At 66.2% G+C, this 22,743-nt stretch carries 18 protein-coding genes; 10 read left to right on the top strand and 8 right to left on the bottom strand.

Annotation, left to right across the window (positions count from 1 at the left end; genetic code table 11):
- Positions 1 to 40: 40 nt before the first annotated feature.
- From U5N23_RS20695 to U5N23_RS20680, 4 genes are all read right to left on the bottom strand, one after another.
- On the bottom strand, positions 41 to 1,621 hold the full coding sequence (locus tag U5N23_RS20695) for a hypothetical protein (RefSeq protein WP_322594625.1): 1,581 nt from the start codon (positions 1,619 to 1,621) through the stop codon (positions 41 to 43).
- 316 nt (positions 1,622 to 1,937) lie between these two features.
- Positions 1,938 to 3,485 carry a hypothetical protein gene (locus U5N23_RS20690; protein WP_322594624.1) on the bottom strand — a complete coding sequence of 516 codons (1,548 nt, stop codon included), beginning with the start codon at positions 3,483 to 3,485 and terminating at the stop codon, positions 1,938 to 1,940.
- Positions 3,486 to 3,540: 55 nt separating this feature from the next.
- Positions 3,541 to 5,610, bottom strand: a complete 2,070-nt coding sequence (locus tag U5N23_RS20685) for a CHASE2 domain-containing protein (RefSeq protein WP_322594623.1) — start codon at positions 5,608 to 5,610, stop codon at positions 3,541 to 3,543.
- 96 nt (positions 5,611 to 5,706) lie between these two features.
- The gene (locus U5N23_RS20680; RefSeq protein WP_322594622.1) at positions 5,707 to 7,152 is read right to left on the bottom strand and encodes a FecR family protein; all 1,446 of its coding nucleotides are present in this window, start codon (positions 7,150 to 7,152) and stop codon (positions 5,707 to 5,709) included.
- Between the two features lie 316 nt (positions 7,153 to 7,468).
- Between U5N23_RS20680 and U5N23_RS20675 the strand changes: the two genes are divergently transcribed.
- The 10 genes from U5N23_RS20675 (at position 7,469) to U5N23_RS20630 (ending at position 17,400) form a co-directional block, all read left to right on the top strand.
- The gene (locus U5N23_RS20675) at positions 7,469 to 8,167 is read left to right on the top strand and encodes a Crp/Fnr family transcriptional regulator (protein ID WP_322594621.1); all 699 of its coding nucleotides are present in this window, start codon (positions 7,469 to 7,471) and stop codon (positions 8,165 to 8,167) included.
- A 67-nt stretch (positions 8,168 to 8,234) separates the two neighbouring features.
- On the top strand, positions 8,235 to 9,038 hold the full coding sequence (locus U5N23_RS20670; protein WP_322594620.1) for an ABC transporter permease: 804 nt from the start codon (positions 8,235 to 8,237) through the stop codon (positions 9,036 to 9,038).
- Entirely contained in the window at positions 9,028 to 10,338 is a 1,311-nt protein-coding gene (locus U5N23_RS20665; RefSeq protein ID WP_322594619.1) for an ABC transporter ATP-binding protein, read from the top strand. The genes U5N23_RS20670 and U5N23_RS20665 overlap by 11 nt, the downstream gene beginning before the upstream one ends.
- Positions 10,335 to 11,330, top strand: a complete 996-nt coding sequence (locus tag U5N23_RS20660; RefSeq protein WP_322594618.1) for a GNAT family N-acetyltransferase — start codon at positions 10,335 to 10,337, stop codon at positions 11,328 to 11,330. Before U5N23_RS20665 ends, U5N23_RS20660 begins: the two co-directional genes overlap by 4 nt.
- A 120-nt stretch (positions 11,331 to 11,450) precedes the next feature.
- A complete protein-coding gene (locus tag U5N23_RS20655) occupies positions 11,451 to 12,269 on the top strand; it encodes a class I SAM-dependent methyltransferase (RefSeq protein WP_322594617.1) in 819 nt (272 codons plus the stop codon).
- Complete coding sequence (locus tag U5N23_RS20650; RefSeq protein ID WP_322594616.1) at positions 12,266 to 13,213, top strand: lysophospholipid acyltransferase family protein; 948 nt, start codon at positions 12,266 to 12,268, stop codon at positions 13,211 to 13,213. The genes U5N23_RS20655 and U5N23_RS20650 overlap by 4 nt, the downstream gene beginning before the upstream one ends.
- 33 nt (positions 13,214 to 13,246) lie before the next feature.
- On the top strand, positions 13,247 to 13,990 hold the full coding sequence (locus tag U5N23_RS20645; protein ID WP_322594615.1) for a hypothetical protein: 744 nt from the start codon (positions 13,247 to 13,249) through the stop codon (positions 13,988 to 13,990).
- On the top strand, positions 13,987 to 15,171 hold the full coding sequence (locus U5N23_RS20640) for a class I SAM-dependent methyltransferase (protein ID WP_322594614.1): 1,185 nt from the start codon (positions 13,987 to 13,989) through the stop codon (positions 15,169 to 15,171). The genes U5N23_RS20645 and U5N23_RS20640 overlap by 4 nt, the downstream gene beginning before the upstream one ends.
- On the top strand, positions 15,162 to 16,292 hold the full coding sequence (locus U5N23_RS20635) for a glycosyltransferase family 2 protein (protein ID WP_322594613.1): 1,131 nt from the start codon (positions 15,162 to 15,164) through the stop codon (positions 16,290 to 16,292). Before U5N23_RS20640 ends, U5N23_RS20635 begins: the two co-directional genes overlap by 10 nt.
- A gap of 538 nt (positions 16,293 to 16,830) precedes the next feature.
- Positions 16,831 to 17,400 (top strand): hypothetical protein, encoded by a 570-nt coding sequence (locus U5N23_RS20630; protein WP_322594612.1) that lies wholly within the window; start codon positions 16,831 to 16,833, stop codon positions 17,398 to 17,400.
- A gap of 167 nt (positions 17,401 to 17,567) precedes the next feature.
- Here the strand turns inward: U5N23_RS20630 and U5N23_RS20625 are convergent, their stop codons facing one another.
- From U5N23_RS20625 to U5N23_RS20610, 4 genes are all read right to left on the bottom strand, one after another.
- On the bottom strand, positions 17,568 to 18,710 hold the full coding sequence (locus U5N23_RS20625) for a hypothetical protein (protein ID WP_322594611.1): 1,143 nt from the start codon (positions 18,708 to 18,710) through the stop codon (positions 17,568 to 17,570).
- A gap of 101 nt (positions 18,711 to 18,811) precedes the next feature.
- A complete protein-coding gene (locus U5N23_RS20620) occupies positions 18,812 to 19,984 on the bottom strand; it encodes a hypothetical protein (RefSeq protein ID WP_322594610.1) in 1,173 nt (390 codons plus the stop codon).
- A 373-nt stretch (positions 19,985 to 20,357) separates the two neighbouring features.
- On the bottom strand, positions 20,358 to 20,861 hold the full coding sequence (locus tag U5N23_RS20615) for a hypothetical protein (protein ID WP_322594609.1): 504 nt from the start codon (positions 20,859 to 20,861) through the stop codon (positions 20,358 to 20,360).
- A gap of 25 nt (positions 20,862 to 20,886) precedes the next feature.
- Entirely contained in the window at positions 20,887 to 22,692 is a 1,806-nt protein-coding gene (locus U5N23_RS20610; RefSeq protein ID WP_322594608.1) for a methyltransferase domain-containing protein, read from the bottom strand.
- Positions 22,693 to 22,743 lie beyond the last annotated feature (51 nt).

Genomic DNA, 22,743 nt, shown 5'->3' with positions numbered 1-22,743 from the left:
GGCACCTACCCTAATTGCTTAGGGTGACGCTGACTGGCAATTAAGCCAGGGTCAGGTCAGCAGCGGTGAAGGTGGCAGCAGTTGCGCCGGTCAGCACCAGGGCCAGGTCAGTGCCAGCGTTGAAGTTGCCGTCCTTGTTCACGTCAACGTACACGGTGTCGGTGGTGTCGTTCAGCACGACACGTGCGGTGCCGCTGAAGAAACCAGCGATGTCACCAGCAACATTCACGGCGGTGGAACCGACGGTGGTGTCAGCGCCCAGGGCGAAGGCAGCAACGTCCAGCTTGTCAGCGGCGAAGTCGAAACCGGTAACCGTCGTCAGCTTGTTCACGGTGGACACGTTACCAGCCACGAACTTGATCACGTCGGTTTGACCGGCCGTGGCGCTCATCGTGATGGTGTTGGTGCCGCCGCTGGAAGCCAGGATGGTCACGCCGGTCGTTGGGTCGGTACCCGTGGCCAGGTCCAGAACCAGGTTGCCCTTCAGGCCGGAAGCGTCGAAGGTCTTCAGTGCGGTGAAGTTGGCATCAGCATGGTTACCGATGGTCAGCGTGCCGACCGTGCCGGTGGCGACGATGTTCTTGGTGTTGGCAACAACCAGGGCACCGATCGTGGAAACATTGGTGCCAGCAGTCGAAGCCAGATCCGACACAACCAGGTTCAGGTTTTCGATGGCGGCAATGGTCACCTTGTCACCAGCGGTGAACGCGGCTTCTTGCACAGCGACGGTAGCGGTGTCGTTGGTGCCGGTGGCGCCCTTGAACACGAACGTGGCGTCGGTGGTGGCGTTGTACGTGCCGGTCAGGCCAACGGTGGAGGTCAGAGCAACGTCGTTGACCGTCAGGTCTACGGAAGTTGCAGTGCCCTTGAACCACACTTGTTGCAGACCGGAGGCATCGCCCAGTTCCAGCGTCGAAGCAGCCGTCACCGTGGTCAGGTTCAGGATTTCGATGTTGGACAGAACTGGCTTAGCGGTGCTGGCGTTCAGCAGAGCGTTCAGCGTGTCGGTACCGGCGCCACCGTCGATGCTGTCGATGGTTTCCAGCACGTTGGCGGCCACGTCGCCGCGGAACGTGTCGTTGCCCGACGTGGTCTTCTTCGCAGCTTCAGCACTGGTAGGCGACAGGCTGTCAGCGCCAGCGGTCAGCGTGAACGTCGTGCCGGGCGTGGTCACAGGACCTGCGTCCGAAGGCGTGACGTTGGCTGGGTTCGACGAGTAGTTGTAGGCAGCGGTGACTTCGTTGTTCCATGCCACGGCAGCGGCCTTGAAACCAGCTTGGTCGCCGGTAGCGTTTTCCAGGCCCGACAGGATGTCGCCCAGTTGCAGAGCGATGATACCGATGTTGGCAACGCCAGCCGCCGTGATGTAGTCCTTCAGTGCGGTTTGCAGGGCTGCGTTGGGCAGCACGCCCAGGTTGCCCAGGATCAGCGTCGACAGAGCGTCAGCGGTTTGGCCAGCGAAGCCAGCGCCGTATTGCTTCGCGAAAGCCATTTGGCTGTCGGTGGTGGTGCCAGCAGCAGCCACTTGGTTGTTGAACGTGGCGTTCGATGGGGAGATGTCGTTGAACGCGCGGTTCAGGGTGGTAACAACCGACTCAGCGCCGAAGATTTGTTTAGGCATTTGGAACGTTCCTATTCACAGTTAAGAAATGAAAACAAGTTGCTAAAGCAAGGCCACCCTGTGTTCTTGCACCACGCTTGCCTGCCGTGCGTGCCAGTTCAGCCCCATCTTTACAAGTTTGCTCTGGCATTATCACACGCACTTTTAAAAAAATGCCAGTGATCAAGAGCAATGCCTAGCCAACTTGGGATGAAGTGTAGCAAGCATCCCACCGGACGGGGCGTGACGCGGATCACAACTACCGCGCGCTAGTTGGCGAGGCCTGCCTGCTGCATCCAATGTTGTAACAAGCCAACATCCGCCCAATGGCCAAAGGCTACCACTGCCCCCGGATGGCCAGGTAGGGCCCGCTGCTGCGGATGGCGAACAGCGGCAGGTTGGCGGTTTGCCTGAAGCCTTCGAAACCGAACACGGCCACGGCGCCAGGCGCCAGCTGGCGCAGGGGGTGCTGGTACTCTGCCCGCATGGACAGGCGGGTGGTGTTGCGCACACGCCCGTTGTCCAGGATGGGGCTGTAGGCGGTGGTGTCACGGTTGTGGCCCAGTTCGGCATCGAGGTACCAGCGGGGCCCCAGGTGGGCGGCCACGCGCAGGCTGTATTGCTGCTGGCGGCCGCCGGGGCGGGTGGCGTCGGTGGGCATGTCCACCCCGGCGCGCAGGCCAATTTGCCACTGACTGAAGGCCAGGCCCGAACTGTCTGCCAGCACCTGCTGGGGCTGGGCATTGCAGCTCCACAGCCACGCCAGGCCCGCATAGCGGCCCGACAGCACGGGGTTGCTGTACAGGTTGCGTACCTGCGCCTCTGCCCCCACGCGGGTGTTGCAAATGGACGACATTTGCGATGTACCAAGCAGGCCGGCAGCACCGTTGGCGGGCATGTATTTGTCTTGCAGTTGCAGGCCCGTGCCCAGGTGCAAGCTGGTGTAACGTGTGCCACCGCGCGTGTGCAGGCTGGCTGCGGCGGCACTGCTGTAGTGCTGCAGCAGGGTGGTGTTGCCTGCCGAACCGATTTCTCCGGCCACGCGGGAATATTCGCCGGCCAGTTCGGCCTGGGTGGTCTCGGTCTGCGGGGCCCGGGGGCTGGAGCGGGACAGCACGGCGGCGGCAACCTCCACGCGCTGGCCATCGGCCCATTGGCGCGCCAGGTCCATGCGCACATCGGCGCGGGTGTAGGTGCCGGGGCGGGGCAGGCTGCTCTCCTCTACCGGCAGGGTGATGTTGCCGGTGGGCAGGGTCAGTGTGAGGCTGGTGATGCCGGGGGCGCCGGCGAGGTTGCTGTCGCGCCCCAGCCGCAGCCCGGCGTGGCGGCGCCATTGCCAGCCGGTGCTGGCACGGCCCGCGGCGGCATAGCGCTGCTGCGCCTGGGCCAGGCTGGCGCGCAGGGTGTCGGGCAGGTCGGGGCGGGCCAGCCATTGGCCCAGCAACTGGGTGGCACTGAGCAGGTCGCCCACGCCGGCCAGGGCCACGGCGTAGTCGAGCCCGGCCTGGATCTGGTCGGGCTCGAGCATGAGCGAGCGCTCCAGGTGCTCGGCGGCCTCGTCGTAGCGGCCTTCCTTGTTGAGCAGGGCACCCAGTTGGGCCAGCCATTCGGGCACCCGCTGGCAGGTGATCACATAAGGGGTCAGGCGGTCGGCAGGGGTGCCATCGGGCACCGGGACGCACACGGCCGCCACGGCGGCCTGTGCGGCGCTGGGGTCTGCGCCCGCCGGCGGAACCTGCGGTACGTTGAAGGCGGGTGCCATCTCTTGCGACGGGGCTGCCAGGGGAGGCAGGGCACTGCCTTGCCTGTCTGCCAGGGGCGCCTGCGCCTGCGCGGCCGTGGCTGCGCACAGGGCCACGGCAAACAGCCACACCGTGCGGGGCATTGAACCCGAAGGGGCAGATGCTGCGCAGGCCTGGGCAGAAAAGTGGTAGTGCCGCCTACGCTGTGCCATGGGCTGTGGGTGGGTCCGCCTGGCTGTCCCCCAGTGCAGGCGGGTACTCGGCCGCCAGGGCATCCAGGGGCACGGCATATATATGGTGGGGCACGCGCAGCCCTTCGAGCAGGAAGGTGCCCATGGACTGCAGGTGCTGCGTTTCGAGCGAGCCGCCGCCATCTGCTCGTGCGCCCACGGAGAACTGCCCGCCCAACTGCGCCGCCATGCCCTCGCCCACCAGGATGGGGTGCGCAAGGTCCATCGTCAGGTCGACCAGGCGGCTGGCAATGGTGATGGTGCGGCCCATGACGGTGTGGGTGCGGCGGCTGGCCAGGCCAAAGGACCCGACCATGGCGGGGCCCGTCTCCAGGCCCAGCCCCAGGCTCAGGGGCTCCAGGCCCGCGGGCGCGGGGTCGGGCAGCAGCTTGAAGGATTCCGTGAGCAGATCGAGGGCGGCGGCGACCGCCTGCCGTGAATGGACCTGTGCGTGCTGGTCGTCGGCCGCCGAAGGCAGGGGCACGTCGTCCGCGCCGTTCCACACGGCAACGACGGCATCGCCCTGGAAGGACTCGATGACGCCGCCGTGCGCCTGCACGATGCGGCTGGCGGCGGAGAAGAAGGCGTGCAGCACGGCGGCTGCCTCTTCGGGGGGGCGGGCTTCGCAGTAGGCCGAGAAATTGCGGATGTCGGCCAGCAGCACACTGACCTGGCGTGTGCTGGCACGGATGGCGCTCGATGGCGGCTGCAAGGCCAGTGCGGCCGCCACGGGCGCGGGCAGGTAGCTGGCCAGGTGCTGGTAGAGGCGATCGCGCTCGCTGCGGCTGCGGGCGTGCTCGATGGTGCCGGCAAACACCCCCGCCAGCAGCACGAAGAGTGCGGGCAACAGCCAACCCACCCACACATCGGCCAGCCACAGCGCCAGGGCGTGGGCAATTACCAGCGCCAGGGCATAGCCCAGTGCCGCCACAGGCAGCAGGTACACCGGCATGCGCAGCATGGGCGAAGGCGTGCGGGCCTGGGCATCGCGCGCAGCCCCGCCGCCCTGCCCGGCCAGCCGCACCAGCAGCCACAACAGCAGCGCGCCCAGTGCAGCGGCAGCGGCCTGCACGGGCAAGGCGGCGCGCGGGGTGTAGGGGGTGTGGCCGTCCACCAGGGCGCTCAGGATCTGGGCGTGCGCGAGCAGCCCGGCACTGGCACCGCTGTAAGGGGTGGCGATGGTGTCGTTCATGCCGAAGGCGCTGGCCCCCACCAGCACCCAGGCACCCGTCATGATGTCGGTCGGCACGCGGCCCGCCAGCACGTCGGCGGCAGGAATGCTCACGAAACTATCGGGGTGCAGGCGCCAGGCGACGCGCATGTTGCCCCGCTCGTCCAGGGGCAGTGCGGGCAATGCCTGGCCGGCGCTGCCCAGGGTCCAGGGCGCATCCCACCAGCCGCCACGCTGCAGCAGCAGGCTGGTTTCAGAGGTGGCGCGCAGCAGCGAGGCAATGGCCAGCGAGGGATAAGACTTGCCTTGCCAGCAGATGATGGCGGGCTGGTGGCGCACCACGCCGTCGTCCGCGATGCGGGGGCTGATGTGGCCGGTGCGCCCCTGGGGCATGTCACCCAGCGCAGCCAGCGCAGGGAAGTTGGACAGATGCCCCAGGGCCTCCGAGAAGGGCGCCGGGCAACTGGCCCAGTCGAGCGCACCCGAGGGCTGGCCCACGCGCGGGGCGGCCTGTTCGCTGAGCTGCGGCAGGCCCGTGCCAGGGCCGGATGCGCCCAGCGCGAAGACCTGGGCCAGGACCGGGCGGTGCTCGGCCACGGCGGCAAGCAGCGAGGCGTCATCGTCACGCGGGTCGGTGAAGACCACATCCAGGATCTGCTCACGCGCGCCCAGTTGGGCGATCTGCTCGATCAGGCGGGCCTGCGTGCTGCGCGGCCAGGGCCAGGGGCCGACTTCGGCGAGTGATTTTTCATCGATGTCGACGACGAGGACGCGGCGCTCCTCGGTCTTCTGGGAACCCAGGCGCCATACCCAATCGCCCGCCCGCTCCTCAACCGCCTGCAGTGCAGGGCCAAAGAGCAGCGACAACAGCAGGCTGACAATGGCAGCGGCTGCCAGTCCTGCCAGCAGCGCCCGGTGTCGTCCTACCGGACGTCTGTCCGCTGGCGGCTGGCGTGGCGTCAATCAGCGCCCCCAGAGGGTTACGCCGCTGAGCGAACCTTGGTTCACGCTTTTCTCGAAAGCATAGGCGGCTTCGGTACCGTTCGCATTCAGGGAGCCGACGACGTTGGCATTGGATGCGGTGGGAACGAACTGCCCGGTGGCGCCCACATTGCCCGAGGCCTGGATGCTTTGCGCGCCCGCGCTCTTGCTGGCCATGTAAAGCGAGGTCTGGAACAGTGAGCGACCGAAGTCCACCTGCAAGGCCCCGCTCTGCACCGCCACCGCTTCGATCGGCGTGAAGGAATCCTTGTAGAACTGGGCCGTGGCATTGGCCAGGCGGAAGTTGACGATGCCCTCCTGGGGCAGTTTGCCCTGGGCATCGGGCGACTGGAAGAGCACGTTGGATACGTTGCCGACCACCCGGTTCCAGCCCGACTTCAAGGCGGTTTCGTAGTCCACCACGAAGCTATCCGTTTCGCCACGCGAGCCCCAGGGCTGGCGCGACCACGCCAATTGCGTCACCTGGGGTGGCAGCACTGGCACGGTGGGCTCCACCACCACAGGGGGCGGCGCCGGAGTAGGCGCCGGGGCGGGGGTGGGGGCCACCGTCACCGGGGGTTCTGGCGGCGGTGGCGGCGCCACGGGCGCCACCGGCGGGGTATAGACGGCGACTTCCACCGCCTTTTGCTCGCTGGTGAGCGATTTGACGGGGGTGGGTTCGGAGCGCAGGTCGTCCAGCGCTGCGGGTTGCGACTTCTCGGTGCGTGCTGCGGTGATTTCACCGGCGCGGGCATTGCGCGTCACCGTGTCGGTGGCCACCAGCAGGGGCGTGGCATCGCGCCGGCTGTACTCGAGGATCTGGCCCTTCATGTCGTCCGACAGCAGCTTTTCATGGCCGCTGATGCAGGGGCCGACGCTTGCGCCGCAGCCATTGTTGGCCAGCGGAGTGAGCGTGATGGCGCCGGTGTAGACCGATGCGGCCGTGCGTTCCATGTCGGAGCGCACGACGAAGTCCGTGCCCTTGACGCCGATGGCGGCCACGGGCGTGTTCAGGCGAAAGCGCTCGCGCGCGGCCTCGCCCCAGCTGCCGGTAATGGAGCGCACCACGCCTTCATCGAGGCGGAACTTGATGGCCCCCAACTGTGGCTGCTGCGCAGAATGGCTGTAGCTTTCGATGTGCAGCCGGCTGGCCGGCCGCACGCTCAGGCGCCCACCGTCCACAAAGCGCAGGTGCACATGGCCACCGGCCTTGGTTTCGATGCGGTCGCCGACACGCACGGCGGCACCACGGTCCAGCGCGCGGCTGCTGCCGTCTTCCTGGAGGATGGAGGCAGCGCCGATGACAAACGTGGCTTCACCCACGACAGCGCCCAAGGGTTGCCCGGGCGTGGAGGCAAGCGCGAGGCCACCCATCCCCATCAAGGGGAAGGCGAGGCAGGCGGCAATGGGGAGCAATCGGTGGTTCATGGTGTGCCTTTCGGACAGCAGAGAATGCCTGGCGGCGCCAAAACGGGCGCAGGCCAGGAAACAGCTCTGGTCTCTATTTTCGCTCATGTCTGTTTCACAGTGTGTGAGCACGGTCACACACCACTTGCCGAAGCGCTGGCAATATGCTGGGAGCGTTGCCAGTGGTGTAATGCCGCAATGCGCTGCTTGGCGCAGCCCGGCTGCATCCCGTGGATGCGTGGCACGATCCACGCCAGGATCTGCGTCCCCAGGCGCCCGTTGGGCGCCGTTTTCAGCGGCTTCGTATTATCGGCTCAAGCCGCGTTTTCCCCTACCTATGCCCGTTTCCGTTCAGTTGTTGAGCCAGTTCCCTTTGCTGCAGCCATTGGCGCGCGAAGCCCTGGAGCCACTGTCGGCGCGCATGGGGCTGCGCTCTTTTGCCCGCCGGGCCATGGTGATGGGCAAGGAAAACCCCACTTTCGAGCTGGGCTTTCTGGTGGAAGGACGGCTGCAGGGCGTGGATTTCACGGTGGACGGCCGCAGCGTGGGCATGTATTTCGTGGACCCCGGGGACTATTTCGGCGAGCTGGCGCTGGTGGATGGCAAGCCTCCTTCGGAATTCGTCATTGCCGCGGTGAAATCCACGGTGGCATTCCTCGATGGTGCCGCTGCCCGTGAGCTGATCCTGGGCCACCCCGCGCTGGCACAGGCCGTGATGAACCGGCTGGCACAGCGGGTGCGCACGGTGATGGCGCAGCGCACGCTGCTGAGCCTTCCCAACCCCTTCCAACGCCTTTGCGTATTGCTTTTACAATTGCCGCAGCGCCCGGTTGACGGGGTGGCCGAGGTCGCACAGGCCCCCACCCACCAGGAGTTGGCCATCATGATCAATGCCAGCCGGGAGACGGTGACACGGGCGTTCCAGGTGCTGTTCCTGCACAAGGTGCTGGTGCGTGAAGGCAACATCCTCAAGCTGATGCAGCCCGAGCTGATGCGCGATATCGCAGAAGGACGCGCGGACCCCCCCAAAGCCTGACACCTCTTGCCATGGGCGCCTCCACCGGGCCGCCGCTGGCGCTCTTCCTTGTTTTACGGTTACTGCCTTGAGATTCCTGCTGTCCTATCTGTGGCCCTGGCGCCATCTGTCCCTGGTGATGCAACTGGCGCGCCGCGAAGTGCATGCCCGCTATCGCCAGTCGTGGCTGGGCATGGTGTGGGTGGTGCTCACGCCTTTGCTGATGCTGGGGGTGTACACCCTGGTGTTCCGCCATGTCATGCGTGTGCGCTGGCATGGCGTGGACGAGGGCAACCTGGCCTTCGCATTGCGCATCTACGCGGGTCTGGCGGTGTTCGGCTTCTTCGCGGAGTGCGTGAATCGCGCGCCCAATCTGGTGCTGGAGCAGCCCCATCTGGTCAAGAAGGTCGTCTTTCCGCTGGAGATCATGCCCTGGGTGAATGCGGCCAGCGCCTCCGTGGGCCTGGCGGTGTCGGCGCTGCTGCTGCTTGCCATGGCGGTGTTGAGTGGCCACGGGCTGTCCATCACGGCCTTGGCATTGCCCCTGGTCTGGCTGCCACTACTGCCGCTGGTGCTGGGCCTGGGCTGGTTCCTGGCCGGAGTGGGTACTTATGTACGCGATGTGGCGCAACTGCTGGGCATGGTGGTCGCGGCACTGATGTTCCTGAGCCCGATCTTCTTTCCGGTGGAGGCCCTGCCCGAGGCGGTGCGCCCCTGGCTGCTGCTCAACCCGCTGGCCTGGGTGATGACGGGCACGCGCGAGGTGCTGCTCAATGGCCGCTGGCCCGACTGGCAGGCCCTGGCGGTGCTGCTGGCGGCCTGCACCGCCGTGGCGGCGGCAGGCGCGGCTTTCTTCCACAAGGTTCGCACGGGGTTCTCCGATGTCGTTTGATACCCCTCCTGGCGATAGCGCACTGGCGATCGAGGCGCGCGGCGTTGGCAAGCGCTTTTCGCTGTTTTCGCAGCCCAGCGACCGCCTCAAGCAGCTCCTGTGGGGCCGCTACAAGCAGTACAGCCGTGATTTCTGGGCACTGCAGGAGGTGAGCTTCGACATCCGCCGCGGCGAGGTGGTGGGGCTGGTCGGCCGCAACGGTGCCGGCAAGTCCACGCTGCTGCAGATGGTGTGCGGCACGCTCACCCCCACCCACGGCACGCTGGCGGTGCGCGGGCGCGTGGCCGCGCTGCTGGAGCTGGGCGCTGGCTTCAGCCCCGATTTCAGCGGGCTCGAGAACGTGTACATGAATGCCGCCATCCTGGGCATGGGGCGGGCGCAGGTGGACGAGCGGCTGGACGGCATCCTGGCGTTCGCCGACATCGGCCAGTTCATCCACCAGCCGGTCAAGACCTATTCCAGCGGCATGTTCGTGCGCCTGGCGTTTGCCGTGGCCACCAGCGTGGACCCGGACATCCTGGTGATCGACGAGGCGCTGTCGGTGGGCGACGGCGCGTTTGCGCGTAAATCCTTCGACCGCATCATGGACATGAAGGACCGGGGTGCGACCATTCTGTTCTGCTCGCACTCGATGTACCACGTGCAGGCCCTGTGCTCGCGCGCGCTCTGGCTCGAAAGCGGGCGCATGCGCATGTGGGACGAGGCGCCCAAGGTGACGGCAGCGTACGAGACTTCGCTGGTGATGGAAGACGCGCCCAGCAGGGAGGTCGGTGCCAGGCCTGCGGCCGCGGACGCAGACACGAATGCGGCGGCGGACACCTTCGAGGCCGACTCCGTGGCCCACGGCGCCAGGGTGCGCAAGGCGCCCGACGGTACGGCCGTGATCACCGATATCCAGGCGCTGGCCGATGGCGTGGCCGGGCGCGAGCTGGCCATCCACTCCGGCCGCACGACGCTGGAGCTGCGCGTGCAGTTCGACAGCGACCCGGCCCTGCCCTGCCCGTCGGTGGCCATCGGCATTGCCCATGCCAATGGCACCGTAGTGGCCAGCGCCGGAAGCGCCAACGACGGCGTGGAGCTGTCGCGGGACGCCTTCGGCTCGGGCGTGGGCACGCTCACGCTGCCTCGCCTTCCCCTACTGCAGGGCGACTACAGCATCTCGGTGATCCTGGCCTGCGAGCGCGGCCTGCATCCCTATGAGATCGTGGAGCGTGCCATCACGCTGCGCGTGGTGCAGACTGGCCTGGAGCAGGGCCTGGTGAGCCTGCCGCGCCAGTGGACGGCAAAGGTGGCGGCATGAACGCAAGGTCCTGGCACGCCGTCGACCTGGGGGCCGCCGAGTCGCCCGAGGTGCGCGCCCTGTTTGCCCAGGTGTTCGGCGCTCCCATGAGCGATGCGCTGTGGCACTGGAAGTACGCGGACGGCCGGGGCCGTGCCACCGGCACGCGCAACCTCGAAGGCCATCTGATCGCGCACTACGGCGGCACGGCCCGCACCTTGCTGTGGGATGGCCAGGAGCGCGCCGCCGTTCAACTGGGCGACGTGATGGTGATGGAGCAGGCGCGGGGCGTGCTGTCGCGCAACGGCGCCTTCGCCACGGCAGCCCAGTCGTTTTTGCAGCAGCACATCGGCGAGCAGACCCGCTTTGCCATCGGCTTCGGGTTCCCGAACGAGCGCGCCGCGCGCCTCGGCAAAGCGCTGGGCCTGTATGAAACGCTGGGGGAAGTTCTTGCGCTGGAGTGGCCCAGCCCACCGGTCGGCCAGCACCGCGGCGGGCTTCGCCAATGGGCCACGGCACCGCTGGACTGGACGGACCCGCAAACGCCGGACCGGCTGGACACGCTCTGGCAGGCATTGCGCAGCGACGCGCAAGACTTCGTCTTGCCCCGGCGCGACGCCAACTGGTGGCGCCATCGCTTCGCCAACCACCCCGATGGGCCTTACCAGGCCTGGTGGGTGCGCCACCGGTTCACCCGGCGCATCCTGGGCGCAGTCGTCCTGCGGCCGGGCGCTGCCACCTGGGAAATCGTGGACTGGCTGGCGCCCCTGCGCCACACCGCAACCGTGCTGGTGGCGGCCCGCGCCCTGGCGGCATCTGCCGGCGCCACGGCGCTCACCGGATGGTTCAGCGCCCCCCTGGCGGCGCGACTGGGTGCCATGCCGGCACTGGCAGACGCCCGCTCGCAACTGGCATGCACCAACTGCGTGACGGTGGCCCGCGACCCTGCGATCACCGGCGATCTGCTCAAGCGCCCCTGGTGGCTTACCGGAGGGGATACGGATTTTCGCTAAGCTTGGCCCCTGAGGCCTGCGCGCAGCTGTCGGCCCCCCTGTGGGGCCCTGCGCTGATTTCCACGATGATGGACAAGAGCCCCCGCAACGGGCCCGCGCCATTCCTTTTTACCGAGTTTTATGCACAGCGTACACGAAGTTTCAGATTTTTACGCCCAGAACCGCGACTACTGGATCGCCCTGGGCAGCAAGGCCGCTGCACCACCCACCGTGATGCTCAACTTCGGCTACTGGTCGAACGGCGTGGACCATCTGTACGAAGCCCAGCAGTCCCTGGTGCACCGCATCATCGCCTCCATTCCCAGGGACGGGGCCCAGGGTGTGGAAGTGGGTTGCGGCATCGGCGGGATCAGCATCAACGTGCTCAAGCAACTGCCGCACGCGCGCATGACCGGGGTGGACATCGCCGAGGGCCAGCTGGCCCTAGCGCAGGCCAATGCCCGCGCCCATGGGGTGCAGGACCGCTTCCAGGCGCAGCAGGGCGACTCCATGGCCCTGCCCCTGCAGGACAACGCGTTCGACTTCGGGCTGTGCATCGAGTCCTCGTTCCACTACGACAACAAGCCCGCGTTCTTTGGCGAGATCTTCCGCACCTTGCGGCCAGGAGGCCACGCCGTGGTGGCGGACATCACCTGTGCGCGCGTGGAGGGTGTGCGCTTTCGCCAAGGCAACTATTTCGAGAGCGCGGAGACCTACCACGGCCTCATCCGCGATGCCGGCTTCGAACTGGTGTCGACCGAGGACATAGGCCGCCAGGTGTACGGCCCGCTGTACCAGCACGTGCATGAATTCAACGCCGGCCAGCCCAACGGCCGCAGCCGCATCTCCAAGTACTGGTCGCTGGTGCTGAACAACTACCGTGAACTGGCCCAGGCTGGCGACATGGGGTACCACATCTTCGTGTTGAAGAAGCCGGAAGCCCCGGCACAGAGCCGTTGAAGCAGTTTCCACGCTGGCTGTCGCGGGGCGTGGCGCGGCTGGACTACGGCCTGGTACTGCCCCTGCTGGCACGCCTTCCAAGGTGGCTTGCCCGGCCGCTGTGGATACTGCGCGGCTGCATCAACTACGCGATGGACTGGGACTGGCGCACCTTGTCGCTGGGCCACGGCTACGTGCGCGAGGCCACGCAGCACGCCATGGCGCAATTGCGCATGCAGGCCAGGGAAGGCACGCTGCCGCGCCGGCTGACCCTGCGGCGCTTCGTATGCATGTCGCGCGAGGAGGTCGAGGCCGTGCGGCTGACCCGGCTGGACCGCAGCACCATCCGAGCCACGGTCACCGGCCTGGCGCCCCTGCTCAAGGCGCGCGACAGCCAGCAGGGCGTGGTGCTCATGACGGCGCATTTCGACAGCCTTTATGTGGGGCTGGCGGCGCTTGCCGAGGCGGGCCTCACCGTCAACCTCATGTCCACCAAGCTCACGGACGATGCCATGGTGCCGCCCGCCATCAGCCGGCACTTTGCCACCAAGGCCGTGGCGCTGAACCGGCTGCTGGCCCCGGGGCGGGTGACGCACTTCGAGGACAGCATGCGCTTTTTCGTGAGCGCACTGCGCCGCGGAGAGATCGTGGTCATTGCCTGCGATGGCCCCTCCACCTCGCAGGAGCGGTCGCAGCCGGTGGACTTTCTGGGCGCGCAACGCCGAATGGCGTCGGGCCCGCAATTCCTGGCCCGGGCGGGCCATGCGCCGCTGGCGCTCTACACCTGCCAGGAAGGACCGGGCGGGCACTTCACCGTGGAAGTCACCGAACCCATCCCCCTCGACAACGGCGGCTTGCAGCAGGCCTACACGGCACTCGAACGCCACCTGCTGGCCCATCCCTGGAAATGGTGGGCTGCCGACCTGTACCGCACCTATGTGGCCGCCGAGGCCACGGGCGCATGATGGCGGCTGGTGCCGCCCCAAGGATTGTTGACCGTGTCTGATTTTCTGTTTGTCAGTGCCGTAAGCAGCTTCGACATCGTGCGCGCGCGCTTGTTGGCATCGCCCTGCATGGCGCCCGGTCGGCAGCCGCTGGTGCTGCGCTGGAACGCACCGTCCGCAGCCCATGTGTTCAACGCCGTGATGGAATCCCGGCCCACGCAGGAGTGGGTGGTGTGGGTGCACCAGGATGTGGTGCTGCCCGAGGGCTGGGACACCTTGTTCGCCCAGGCCATCGCGCAGGCTGAGCAGCAACTGGGGCGCCTGTCCGTCGTCGGGGCCTACGGTGTGGCCGGTGCCGGTGAGAACGCCGTTCACGCAGGCCATGTGCTGGACCGGGGCCAGGTGCTGCGTGGTCCGGCGCCGCTGCCCTGCCTGGTGGACAGCCTGGACGAACTGCTGGTGGCCGTGCGCAGCGACAGCGGCCTGCGCATGGACCCGGCGCTGGGATGGGATTTCTACGCCACCGACCTGGTGCTGCAGGCCCAGGTTGCGGGGTTGCAGGCTGCCGCCGTGGATGCTTTTTGCGAACACTGGTCCAACACCCCGCAGCACCCGCCCCTGCCCCGCCCCACGGCGCAGCGCATCGCACGCAGCGGAGCGGCGTTCGAAGCCAAGTGGGAGCAGCAGTTCCCCCTCACGACGACCTGCGTGGCCATCCACCAGCGTGGCGATGTGCGCGCTCTGGCGCAGTCCATGCTCGGGGCGGAGGCGCAGCCCCTGGACCAGGACGCGCCATGACACCGATCGCACTGGTCATCGTCTCCACCGCATCGAGCCCGCTGTCGTCGGAAGAATTCCGCCATGGCTGGGACCAGTTGCACCGCGTGCTGCCACCGCCCGCCGTGTGGCTGGAGACACCGGCGCCGGCCAGCCCACAGGCCTGGTGCCAGGCCCTGGACCAGACGCCAGCCGCAGCACTGCTGGATGGGAATGCCCGCGTGCTGCTGCTGCGCCATGGCCATGTCATGCTCGACCCCGACGTGCTGGAACGGCTGGGTCGGGCCCTGGACGATGTGCACGATGCGCCCACGGCTGTGCATGCGTTCGACCCGGGCTTTCCTCCGGCCCTGGCCCCCGACTACTGCACCGTGCGCGGCATGGAGCGCTACCTGGAGCAACTGGGAGCCCGTGAACTCCCGCTTCTTGCGGACACCGGCCAGCATGCACCGCTGGTGACATTGACCACTTTGGCCGCCGTGCGTGCCGATACGGTGCGCAGCCGCGCCCGGTGGGTGCCTGGGGCCTTCGTGCACGACTTTGCCAGCTACCACCAGGCGCGGCGCGAGGACATGCTGCCCCTGCTGCCTGCCGGCGTGGCCCGTGTGCTGGATGTGGGCGGTGGTGAGGGCGGCTTCCTGCAGGCCATCAAGGAGCTGCGCGGCTGCGAGACCCACCTGGCCGAGTATTCGGAAGACGCTTGCCGCACCGCGCGCACCCAGGTGGACCATGTGTGGCAGGGTGACTTTCTCACGCAGCCGTTCGCCGGGTTGCCGAAGCAAGGCCAGGGTGCATTCGACTGCATCAGCTTTCTGGACGTGCTGGAGCATGCCAATGACCCGCGCGCCTGGCTTGCCCGGGCCCGCGACCTGCTGGCACCGGGCGGATCGGTCCTCATCTCCATCCCCAACGTGGGCCACTGGGGTGTCATGGCCGACCTGATCGAAGGGCGCTGGGACTATTGCCCGCTGGGCATCCACTGCGTGACCCATGTGCGCTTCTTCACCTGGAAGACCCTGCAGGACCTGTTGGCCAGCGCAGGGTTCCAGGCAGAGCATCTGGAGCGCGTGCAGGTGCCAGCCCCCGAAGACTGGGCCCAGCACTGGGCCCGGAGCCCGCGCCTGAAGGCCGACCCGGAGAGCTGGAACACCTACGCCTTCCTGGTGCGCGCCACCCCCCTCAAGGAGGGCCCATGGGCCTGAGTTGCTGCGCCATTCTGGTGAACTACCGGGATGCCGCCGAGATTGCGGCGGCCGTGCAGTCGGTGCTGGCCGATGCGCCTGGCATCGAGGTGCGCGTGGTCGACAACAGCGATGACGACGGTGAATGGGCCCTGCTGCGGTCACTGCTGCCGCCGGCCGTGCACTGCCAGCGCGCTGAAGGCAACATGGGGTTTGGCCGGGGCTGCAACCTGGCCGTGCAGGCCTCATCCGCCGACTGCTTTTTTCTGGTCAATCCCGATGTGCGCTTGGTCAAGGGATGCACGGCGGCACTGACCGAAGTGCTGGCCAGTGACGCCACCCTGGGAGCGGTCGCACCCCGGCAATTCCTGGACGCGGCCCTGCAATGGCGTCTGCCACCCAGTTGGTTGCCCACCGCGGTGCGGGCGTGGGCCACCGAACGCGCCCGCAGGGAGCCGGGCATCCGGGACCGGGTTCGCCACGCCACAGGGGCGGAGGCCTTGCGCCACTGGCAGGCCCTGCAGGCACCACTGCGCCAGCGGGCCCTGTCGGGAGGCGCGGTCCTGGTGCACCGCCGCGCCCTGGACGCTGGCGGAGGTCTGTTCGATCCCCGCTTTTTCATGTACTTCGAGGACTCCGACCTCTGCATGCGCTTGCGCCGCCAGGGCTGGGGCATGGCCATGGCGCCAGAAGCACGGGCCGTGCACGCATGGCGCAACGCCCCCCACAAGCAGGGGCTGATGGAAGCCGGCGCCGCCATCTACTTCGCCAAGCACTATGCCGACGACCGCTGGCTCCAGAAGGCCCAGCGACTGCAGCACACTCCACCCGGACCCATGGGGGACGCCCTTTCGCTCACGGCACGAACTGCCGAGGGCATCGAACTGGCGGTACCGGATTCAATCCAGGCCGGCTGGGTGCTGGAACTCAGTCCCGACCCTTTGCTGCAGATCTGCATTGGACACCTGGGAACCGGGGCGAGGGCATTTGCCTCCTACCAGACGCTGGAGCATTTCGGGGCGGGCACGGTGTTTGTGCGCTTGCGCAGCAACCGGCAGGGAAGCCATGGGCCCCAGGTGATGGCCCGGCTCAACCCTCCCCATGCGCAAGCCCAGGAGGCAGGAACGCAAGCAACGGCCTGAGTGGCGCCCCCCGGACGCCGCAGGACGACACATCCTGTAGCGCGAAGGGCAGCCGCCACTCTGCGAAAATCCTGCCTACAGACAGGGAGGGTGCGCTGCAAGGCCGCCTGCTACCCATCGCCGCACAACATCTCCCTGCTCCATCCGCCCTGCCGGGCGGATCGCAGCAGCACTGTTTGTTCTTCGCCAGGCTCGCCTGGCATTTCGATTTCTTGGGAGTGAGTACATGCCTACTCTTGGTTTCCTTTCCACCCCGGCGGGCAAGCCGCTGCCATGCTCCGTGGCATGGGCGATGGCCGCAGCAGGCATCGCTCTCAGCGGGCAGGCACTGGCGCAGGCTCCACAGGGGGCTGCGCCTGGCACTGCAGCCCGTCCTGCAGCAGCAATTGCGACGGCAAGCACCCCGCCTGCCGCTGCGGCGCCGGCAGCCCCCACCCCCGTCCTCATGGGCGCAGCCAACCCCTTCGATGCCCAGCGCAAGGCGTGGCCGGATCGCGTCCCGCCCGTTCCACCACCGCCACCACCCCCACCGCCCGCCGTGGTCACCGACCAGGACCTGCAGCTGTACGGCGTGGTGATTGCAGGCAGCGTCAAGATGGCCAATGTGCGCCTGGGCCCACGTTTCGCCAGTGCAGCCACGGAGGGGCGTCCCTTCTCGACCTTCCGCGAAGGGCAGGCACTGGGCGAGTTCACGCTGTCACAGGTCCACCCCACCCATGTGGTGCTATCGGCACCCGGGGGGCAGCAAAGCATCTATTTCACCAAGAAGACGGACAGGGCTGCAGGCCCTTCGGCACCGGCCCCTGTGGCCCAGGGCCAGGCACCCGTTCAGGGCGCTACGCCGGTAGTGCAGGCACCGGCAGGAGATCCCGCCACCCAAGCTGCAGCCCCGTCGGGCACTCCACCCTCGGCCGCCAATGTCGCGCAGGCGGCGGCCCCACAGCAAGCGGCGGTACCGGCAGCAGCACCGGCCGCCAATTCACCGAATGCCGCCAACACGGTGTTCAACAGCCTGTCGGAGGCATTGAATGCTGCACGCAACAATGCCAACATGCAGCAGAACCAGGGGGCCAACCCCTTCCAGGTTCCCGGCGCACCCCGGCAATGACGCGCGCGCCGGGCCCCAGCACTGTGCGCGGCGCTCGGCAGCGGTGACAAGAGACCGGGAAGTCAGGCTGGCAAACCATCTGACCAGCGCACCGCCTCGTTCCCACGAATGAAAAAAGGCCCCGAGGGGCCTTTTTTGCGTCTGAACAAAGTGCGTGTTGGCTGGCCTTACCAGATCTTGCCCTTGTTGACGAAGGAACCACTGCTGTTCTTGAAACCGAAATAGATCTCGATGTTGAACGCGCGCAGGTCTTCGGCTGTCAAATCCAACGTGGGGGTGAACTTCAGGGTCGCCGCGTTGGTGATCTGGCTGGAGTACGCAACGGTCTCGGGGTTGGGAACGACCAACTGGGCCCAGCCGTCCACCTTGCGGAAGAACCAGACATCAGTCGTGAAGAACAGCCCATTGGCCGGGATGCGCGCTGCGATCCACACGCTGGTCTTTCCGTTGGCAACCACTTCTGCAGCGGTCTGCGTCAGCGTGATATCCAGCTTCAGAGGCTGGCCGGCGGTAGACACCACATTCGTGGTCACAGACCCAGCCGTGGTCGGCGTGGTGGGCGTGGTAGGTGTCGTTGGCGTGGTAGGTGTCGTGGGGGTCGTCGGTGTGGTGGGCGTCGTCGGAGTCGTTGGCGACGCGGTGTCCACGGGGTCCGGGAAGGGGCTGGTGGTCCAGGAGATGGCGTTGTAGCCGGCTGCGTACTTGGGCATGTCCACATCCAGGGCGCCCTGGTAGTCGAACAGCACGGCGCCGCTGAGCTGGCGCACATAGAGCCACTGGCCCTGGTCGGTGCTGCCGCGGTTGGCGTCGAGCTGGCCACCCACGAAGCGCAGGGTACCGCCACCGTCGTGCACGACGAAATGGTCGACGTCCTGGGTAACCAGGCGCGCGAAGGACGAGTCGATGCGCTCGCCAGTCTGTGCAGACTGGTACTCGCTGCCGCTCAGGGCCGCGACGCGGGTGGGCTCCTTGCCGTAGCGCAGCACGAAGGCCGACTGGGTGCCTTGGGGTGCGTAGCCCGAGAACAGGAACGAACGCGTGCCTGCTGGAATGTAGATCTTGAATTCCTGGTTCTGCATCTGGAAACCAGTGAATTCAGGCAGGGAGAGCGAACCGCCGCCAGGGAAGGCACAGCCGCCGGTGCCGAAACCGATCGCGCAACCCGTCACGCCGGTGGGAGCGTACTGCTCCTTGAACCCGACCTTGTTATCGAAGGGGTAGGTGAAAGTGCCTGGCGCTGGTGGCAGGGCAATTCTGAGTGCAGACTGGTGCACCGACACGAAATTCGCGGCCTGGGCAAACGTACCCATGGCAGCCAACAAAATAACAATTAGATACCGCATTGCATCCGCCCAAAAAAAAAAGGCCGCGAGCTCTCGCCGGCGGCCTTTTTTACTAAAGTCGCAACTTCTTAGTTAGAAGGAGCGTAGTGCCACGTGACTTCTGGGCCAATCGTGTTGATGTAGGTAACAACGCCAGGACCGCCCGACTTGCCCAGGTTCACAGAAGGAGCCGAGGTTTGGCCAACGGAAACCGTTGGGTTGGCGTAGCGAACGTTAGCCCAGCCAGCCGTGAACGAACCCACGCTGATCTGGCTACCGAAGGCCAGCCAGTCGTGTTCGAACACGCTGGTGACCGATGCGGCTGGCAGAGGCGAGATGTTGAACGCTGGACCGGTGATGCGGTTTTCGCTGTAATCGAACACGTCAGCAGAGATAGCAACCTTCGTTTGGAAGGGGTACTGGCCGCTGATGACGTTACGGTACGTCAGCTTCGTGGGGAACGTGAAGGAGACCAGCGAAGACTGGTTGCCACCGACAACGTAAGGCACGACGAACGAGGTCTTCCACAGTGCGTCTTCGATGTCAGCAACCGTAGCTTGCGAACGTGGAGCGCCCAGGCTGGAGTCAACACCGATGTTTTGCTTGATGCGGTTGTTGTAGTCAGCCAGTGCCAGGGTAGGCAGCGAAGCGTTTTGGCCGTTGATCGTGTTCGAGATCGTCAGGAAACCAGCCAGCACGTTAGGCGTGTTGGTGTCGGCAACCACAGCTGGAGCTGCGTCGAAAGCGGCCTTGATGGCAGCCTTGGACACGCCAGGAGCGTTAGGAGCGATGTCGAATGCTTGCGATTCGATGATCGTGATGTAACCGATGTTGGTCAGAGGAGCACGGCCTTCACCAGCACCGCTCACGATCACTGCTGGGGTAGCAGCGGTGGCGAAGTTGTTGGAGTTAGGCAGCAGGATCGAATCGTCGCTGGACGTCACGACCGAGCGGGTCGTTTGGCCGTTGGCGGCAGCGGCTTGGCTGGCCAGGGTACCGACCCACACGTCGCCAGGCGACAGGTAGATCAAGAAGTCCAGACGTTCTTCAGAGCGCTCGTTGTCGTGAATCACGACCTTGGCGACCACGGATTGCGTCAGGCTCGTGTTGATAACCTTCAACTCACTTTGCCATCCCCCACCGATGAAATACGAGGGAGCGACCAGCAAATCACCCAAACCAGCGTGATTCACGGTCACAGCGTTTGCAGCACCAGCAGCGAGCATGGCGCCCATTGCTACAGCAAGAAGTTTCTTCTTCATCACAGATTTCTCCATAAAAATTAAAAAAAGCACCTGAGCAAGCCCACACTCATAGCTTTACAAGTTTACACCAGATACTTCAACAATCCGCCCCGCGTACACAATCTAGACAAGCGGACTCTATGGACTGTTGATTCGCATCCTACACAATCGCCCTGCGGTTTGCGCAGGGGGGCGTAGATAAAATGTGTTTGGTGTCACAACTAGGGCGAAGGATGTTGCACCTCTGCAACAAGCGCCAGTTGTCCTTTTCCTGTGCCCGGCACGGCAAGCCTGCGGCCTGCCCTGCTGCGGCACAGCGGGCCGGAGGCAAGACACCCGGGAACCCAGCGCACGTGGTCGCCCGGCCCTGCGATGCTGCCGCGGCCCCTCATCAGCGCGACTTCAGGACAGCGTCGAGATTGACATGCTTCCACTGTCCGTCGACTTCCAGCCAGATATCGGAGGTGCGGAAGGTGGTCTCTGGCTTCTTGCCGGTCGGATCGACCATCGTGAGCTCCACTTGAACGCTGGCATTCTTGCCTTCCTGGGCCACATCATGCACCTTGAAGGATTTCAGGGTCCAGGCTTTTGCATGGTACTCCGCATAGAACTTGGCATCCGTCCGGCTGGGGTCGATCCCATGCTCCAGATCGTAGCGCACGGCCCAGTTGCGGTCCACATGGGCTTGCCAATAGCGTTTGAAGTTGGTAAGCACACCGATCTGCACCATCTTCGACTCCAGGGCTGCCGACTCGAACACGATGTTCAGCGGCTTGGAGGCCGCCTGGGCTGCCCCCGCACCGGCAGCGGGCTGCTGGGTGGCGCAGCCGGCAAGCCATGGAACCGCCGCGACCATGGCGGCGGCAAGCGTGATCTTTCGTGCAATGTTCTTCATAGGTCTAGCGAGATAGTGTGGATCTTCAACGCATCACCGGGAGGTGACGCGCACGGGATGACTGCTCTTGCAACATGTGAAAGAGCACCAATGGGATATGGGCTACCTGGCGATAGTTCAAGTCAATGATGGTACCCGCACCATTTCGGCGCAACGCGTCACCGGCCAGCAGCACGCAAGGCGCGAGGACGGAAAACGAACAATCGGCCTGAGGCACCGGCGCGCTCAGGCAGCGCGCGGGCGGCATCACGTCATCGCGTCCCAGGACGGCAACGTAGTCGGCCATGATGGCCTGGGTATCGGGCCGTGCCTTGGCCAGCGTGAACATTTCCTGCAAGGCGTTGAAGGCAAGCGTGGTGCCTTCCTGCAGCACCAGCCGGTACTGCCCGCGCCAGGCATACGCGTCGGCAGTCTCTGGCCGGGGGACGATGGTCAGCCGTGAGTCCAGCCGGGCAAAGTCCTCCATGGCCCTGCGCACTGCAGGGGACTGGTCGGGGTGCCCCAGCAGCAGGAGCTCCCAGCCCGTGTAGGTCTGGCGCACCAGCGAAAAGAAGGTGGCGGTGAGGGCTGCCACATCGAATGGCTGCACGACTGCGGAGACGAAGGGCGCGGCCACCGGCTGGGATGGGGTCGCTTGCATGCCCAGCGCCGTGCCTGCGCCAGACAACGAGCGCCAGCCGTCCCTCATGGAGCGCCACAGGCCTGGCGGCACCACGGCGCGCACCATGTTCTTCGCGTGGAACAGGGCATGCGCTCGCCGCCCCGCTCCCAGGGGGGCGTCTTCGCCCGCATCGGCGAGGAGCCGGTAGTACTGCGCCAGGTAACGTGCCTGGTCGTTGGCGAGCAACTGCTGTTCACGCACCATGCCCAGTTCCGCGCGAAGATGCTCGATGTCCATGCGCGCGGCAGCCAGCTTGCGATCCAGGTCGGTGGCCACGACAGATGTTGCGCCCGCAAGCGCAGGTTCCGACGCACAAGACAGCGTCTTGGGGGGGTTGACTGCACGGATGGACACCCCCGCAGCCAGCGTACGCAGATGGTGCTGCGGCAGCGCAGCGAGCGCATCCATGATGGCGGCATCCTGCGGCTGTGCCGCCCCCGTGCCGGAGCGCTGCAAAGCATCCACCACCTCGCCCAGCGGCGTGGCACGCAGCAGCGCGGCGGCATCGGCAGGCAGACGGTCCAGGTAGACACCCAGGAACCAGCTCAGCGACCAGCGCGGATGCTGGTGGGGCTCCACGCCGCTCCAACGCAGGTCGAACTCGCGGAACCACTCGCGCAGGCCGGTCTCGGTGGCGTTGTAGAAATGGTGGGGGTAACCGTGCTCCGGCTGGAGGAAGGCGGTGTCGATCTTGACCACCCCACCCGGCTTGAGCACGCGGCGGATCTCCTCCACCGCCGCCTGCGGGTACTGCAGGTGTTCGAACACCGCCTGGCTGATCACCGCACCAAAGCTGTTGTCCCGGAAGGGCAGCCGGTCGGCGGAGCCGACCACGTCCGTCATGGGGTAGCGGAAGATGTCGATCTGCACCACGTTGTCCCAGCGTTGCAGTTTGCCGCCAGCGCCCAGGTCCAGCACCCATTCGCCCCGGTGCTCCTCGATGATCTTGAGCGATTCCTGGCTGTAGGGGTGGCGCGACACCGGATCGTCCACCGACGCCTCGCCCGTGCCCGCTTCCTCGATGGTTTCCGGCAACAGCACGGGCACCCCATTGCGCAGGGGATAGGCCGTGCCGCAGCCACCGCACACCACCTGGCTCGGGTGCTGGTTCAGCCTGGCGCCACAACGCGGGCAGGCCAGCAGCGGCAAAAGAGAGTCAAGTCGGCTCATACGATGGTTCAAGGAAGAAAGCGGTCAAGGAGCAAGGACGGCGGCGTGCGC

Origin of the sequence: Acidovorax sp. (genome assembly GCF_034519795.1) — a bacterium.
GTDB lineage: Bacteria > Pseudomonadota > Gammaproteobacteria > Burkholderiales > Burkholderiaceae_C > Acidovorax.
Note: the sequence above shows the minus strand (reverse complement) of the source record. Positions and strands in the feature narration are given on the sequence as shown.

What these genes read in the sequence shown, in the direction of transcription:
- U5N23_RS20695 (WP_322594625.1), bottom strand. Translation starts at nt 1,621, where the DNA reads ATGCCTAAACAAATCTTCGGCGCTGAGTCGGTTGTTACCACCCTGAAC.
- U5N23_RS20610 (WP_322594608.1), bottom strand. Translation starts at nt 22,692, where the DNA reads ATGAGCCGACTTGACTCTCTTTTGCCGCTGCTGGCCTGCCCGCGTTGT.
- U5N23_RS20675 (WP_322594621.1), top strand. Translation starts at nt 7,469, where the DNA reads ATGCCCGTTTCCGTTCAGTTGTTGAGCCAGTTCCCTTTGCTGCAGCCA.
- U5N23_RS20625 (WP_322594611.1), bottom strand. Translation starts at nt 18,710, where the DNA reads ATGGGTACGTTTGCCCAGGCCGCGAATTTCGTGTCGGTGCACCAGTCT.
- U5N23_RS20655 (WP_322594617.1), top strand. Translation starts at nt 11,451, where the DNA reads ATGCACAGCGTACACGAAGTTTCAGATTTTTACGCCCAGAACCGCGAC.
- U5N23_RS20665 (WP_322594619.1), top strand. Translation starts at nt 9,028, where the DNA reads ATGTCGTTTGATACCCCTCCTGGCGATAGCGCACTGGCGATCGAGGCG.
- U5N23_RS20620 (WP_322594610.1), bottom strand. Translation starts at nt 19,984, where the DNA reads ATGAAGAAGAAACTTCTTGCTGTAGCAATGGGCGCCATGCTCGCTGCT.
- U5N23_RS20680 (WP_322594622.1), bottom strand. Translation starts at nt 7,152, where the DNA reads ATGAACCACCGATTGCTCCCCATTGCCGCCTGCCTCGCCTTCCCCTTG.
- U5N23_RS20660 (WP_322594618.1), top strand. Translation starts at nt 10,335, where the DNA reads ATGAACGCAAGGTCCTGGCACGCCGTCGACCTGGGGGCCGCCGAGTCG.
- U5N23_RS20640 (WP_322594614.1), top strand. Translation starts at nt 13,987, where the DNA reads ATGACACCGATCGCACTGGTCATCGTCTCCACCGCATCGAGCCCGCTG.
- U5N23_RS20690 (WP_322594624.1), bottom strand. Translation starts at nt 3,485, where the DNA reads ATGCCCCGCACGGTGTGGCTGTTTGCCGTGGCCCTGTGCGCAGCCACG.
- U5N23_RS20635 (WP_322594613.1), top strand. Translation starts at nt 15,162, where the DNA reads ATGGGCCTGAGTTGCTGCGCCATTCTGGTGAACTACCGGGATGCCGCC.
- U5N23_RS20615 (WP_322594609.1), bottom strand. Translation starts at nt 20,861, where the DNA reads ATGAAGAACATTGCACGAAAGATCACGCTTGCCGCCGCCATGGTCGCG.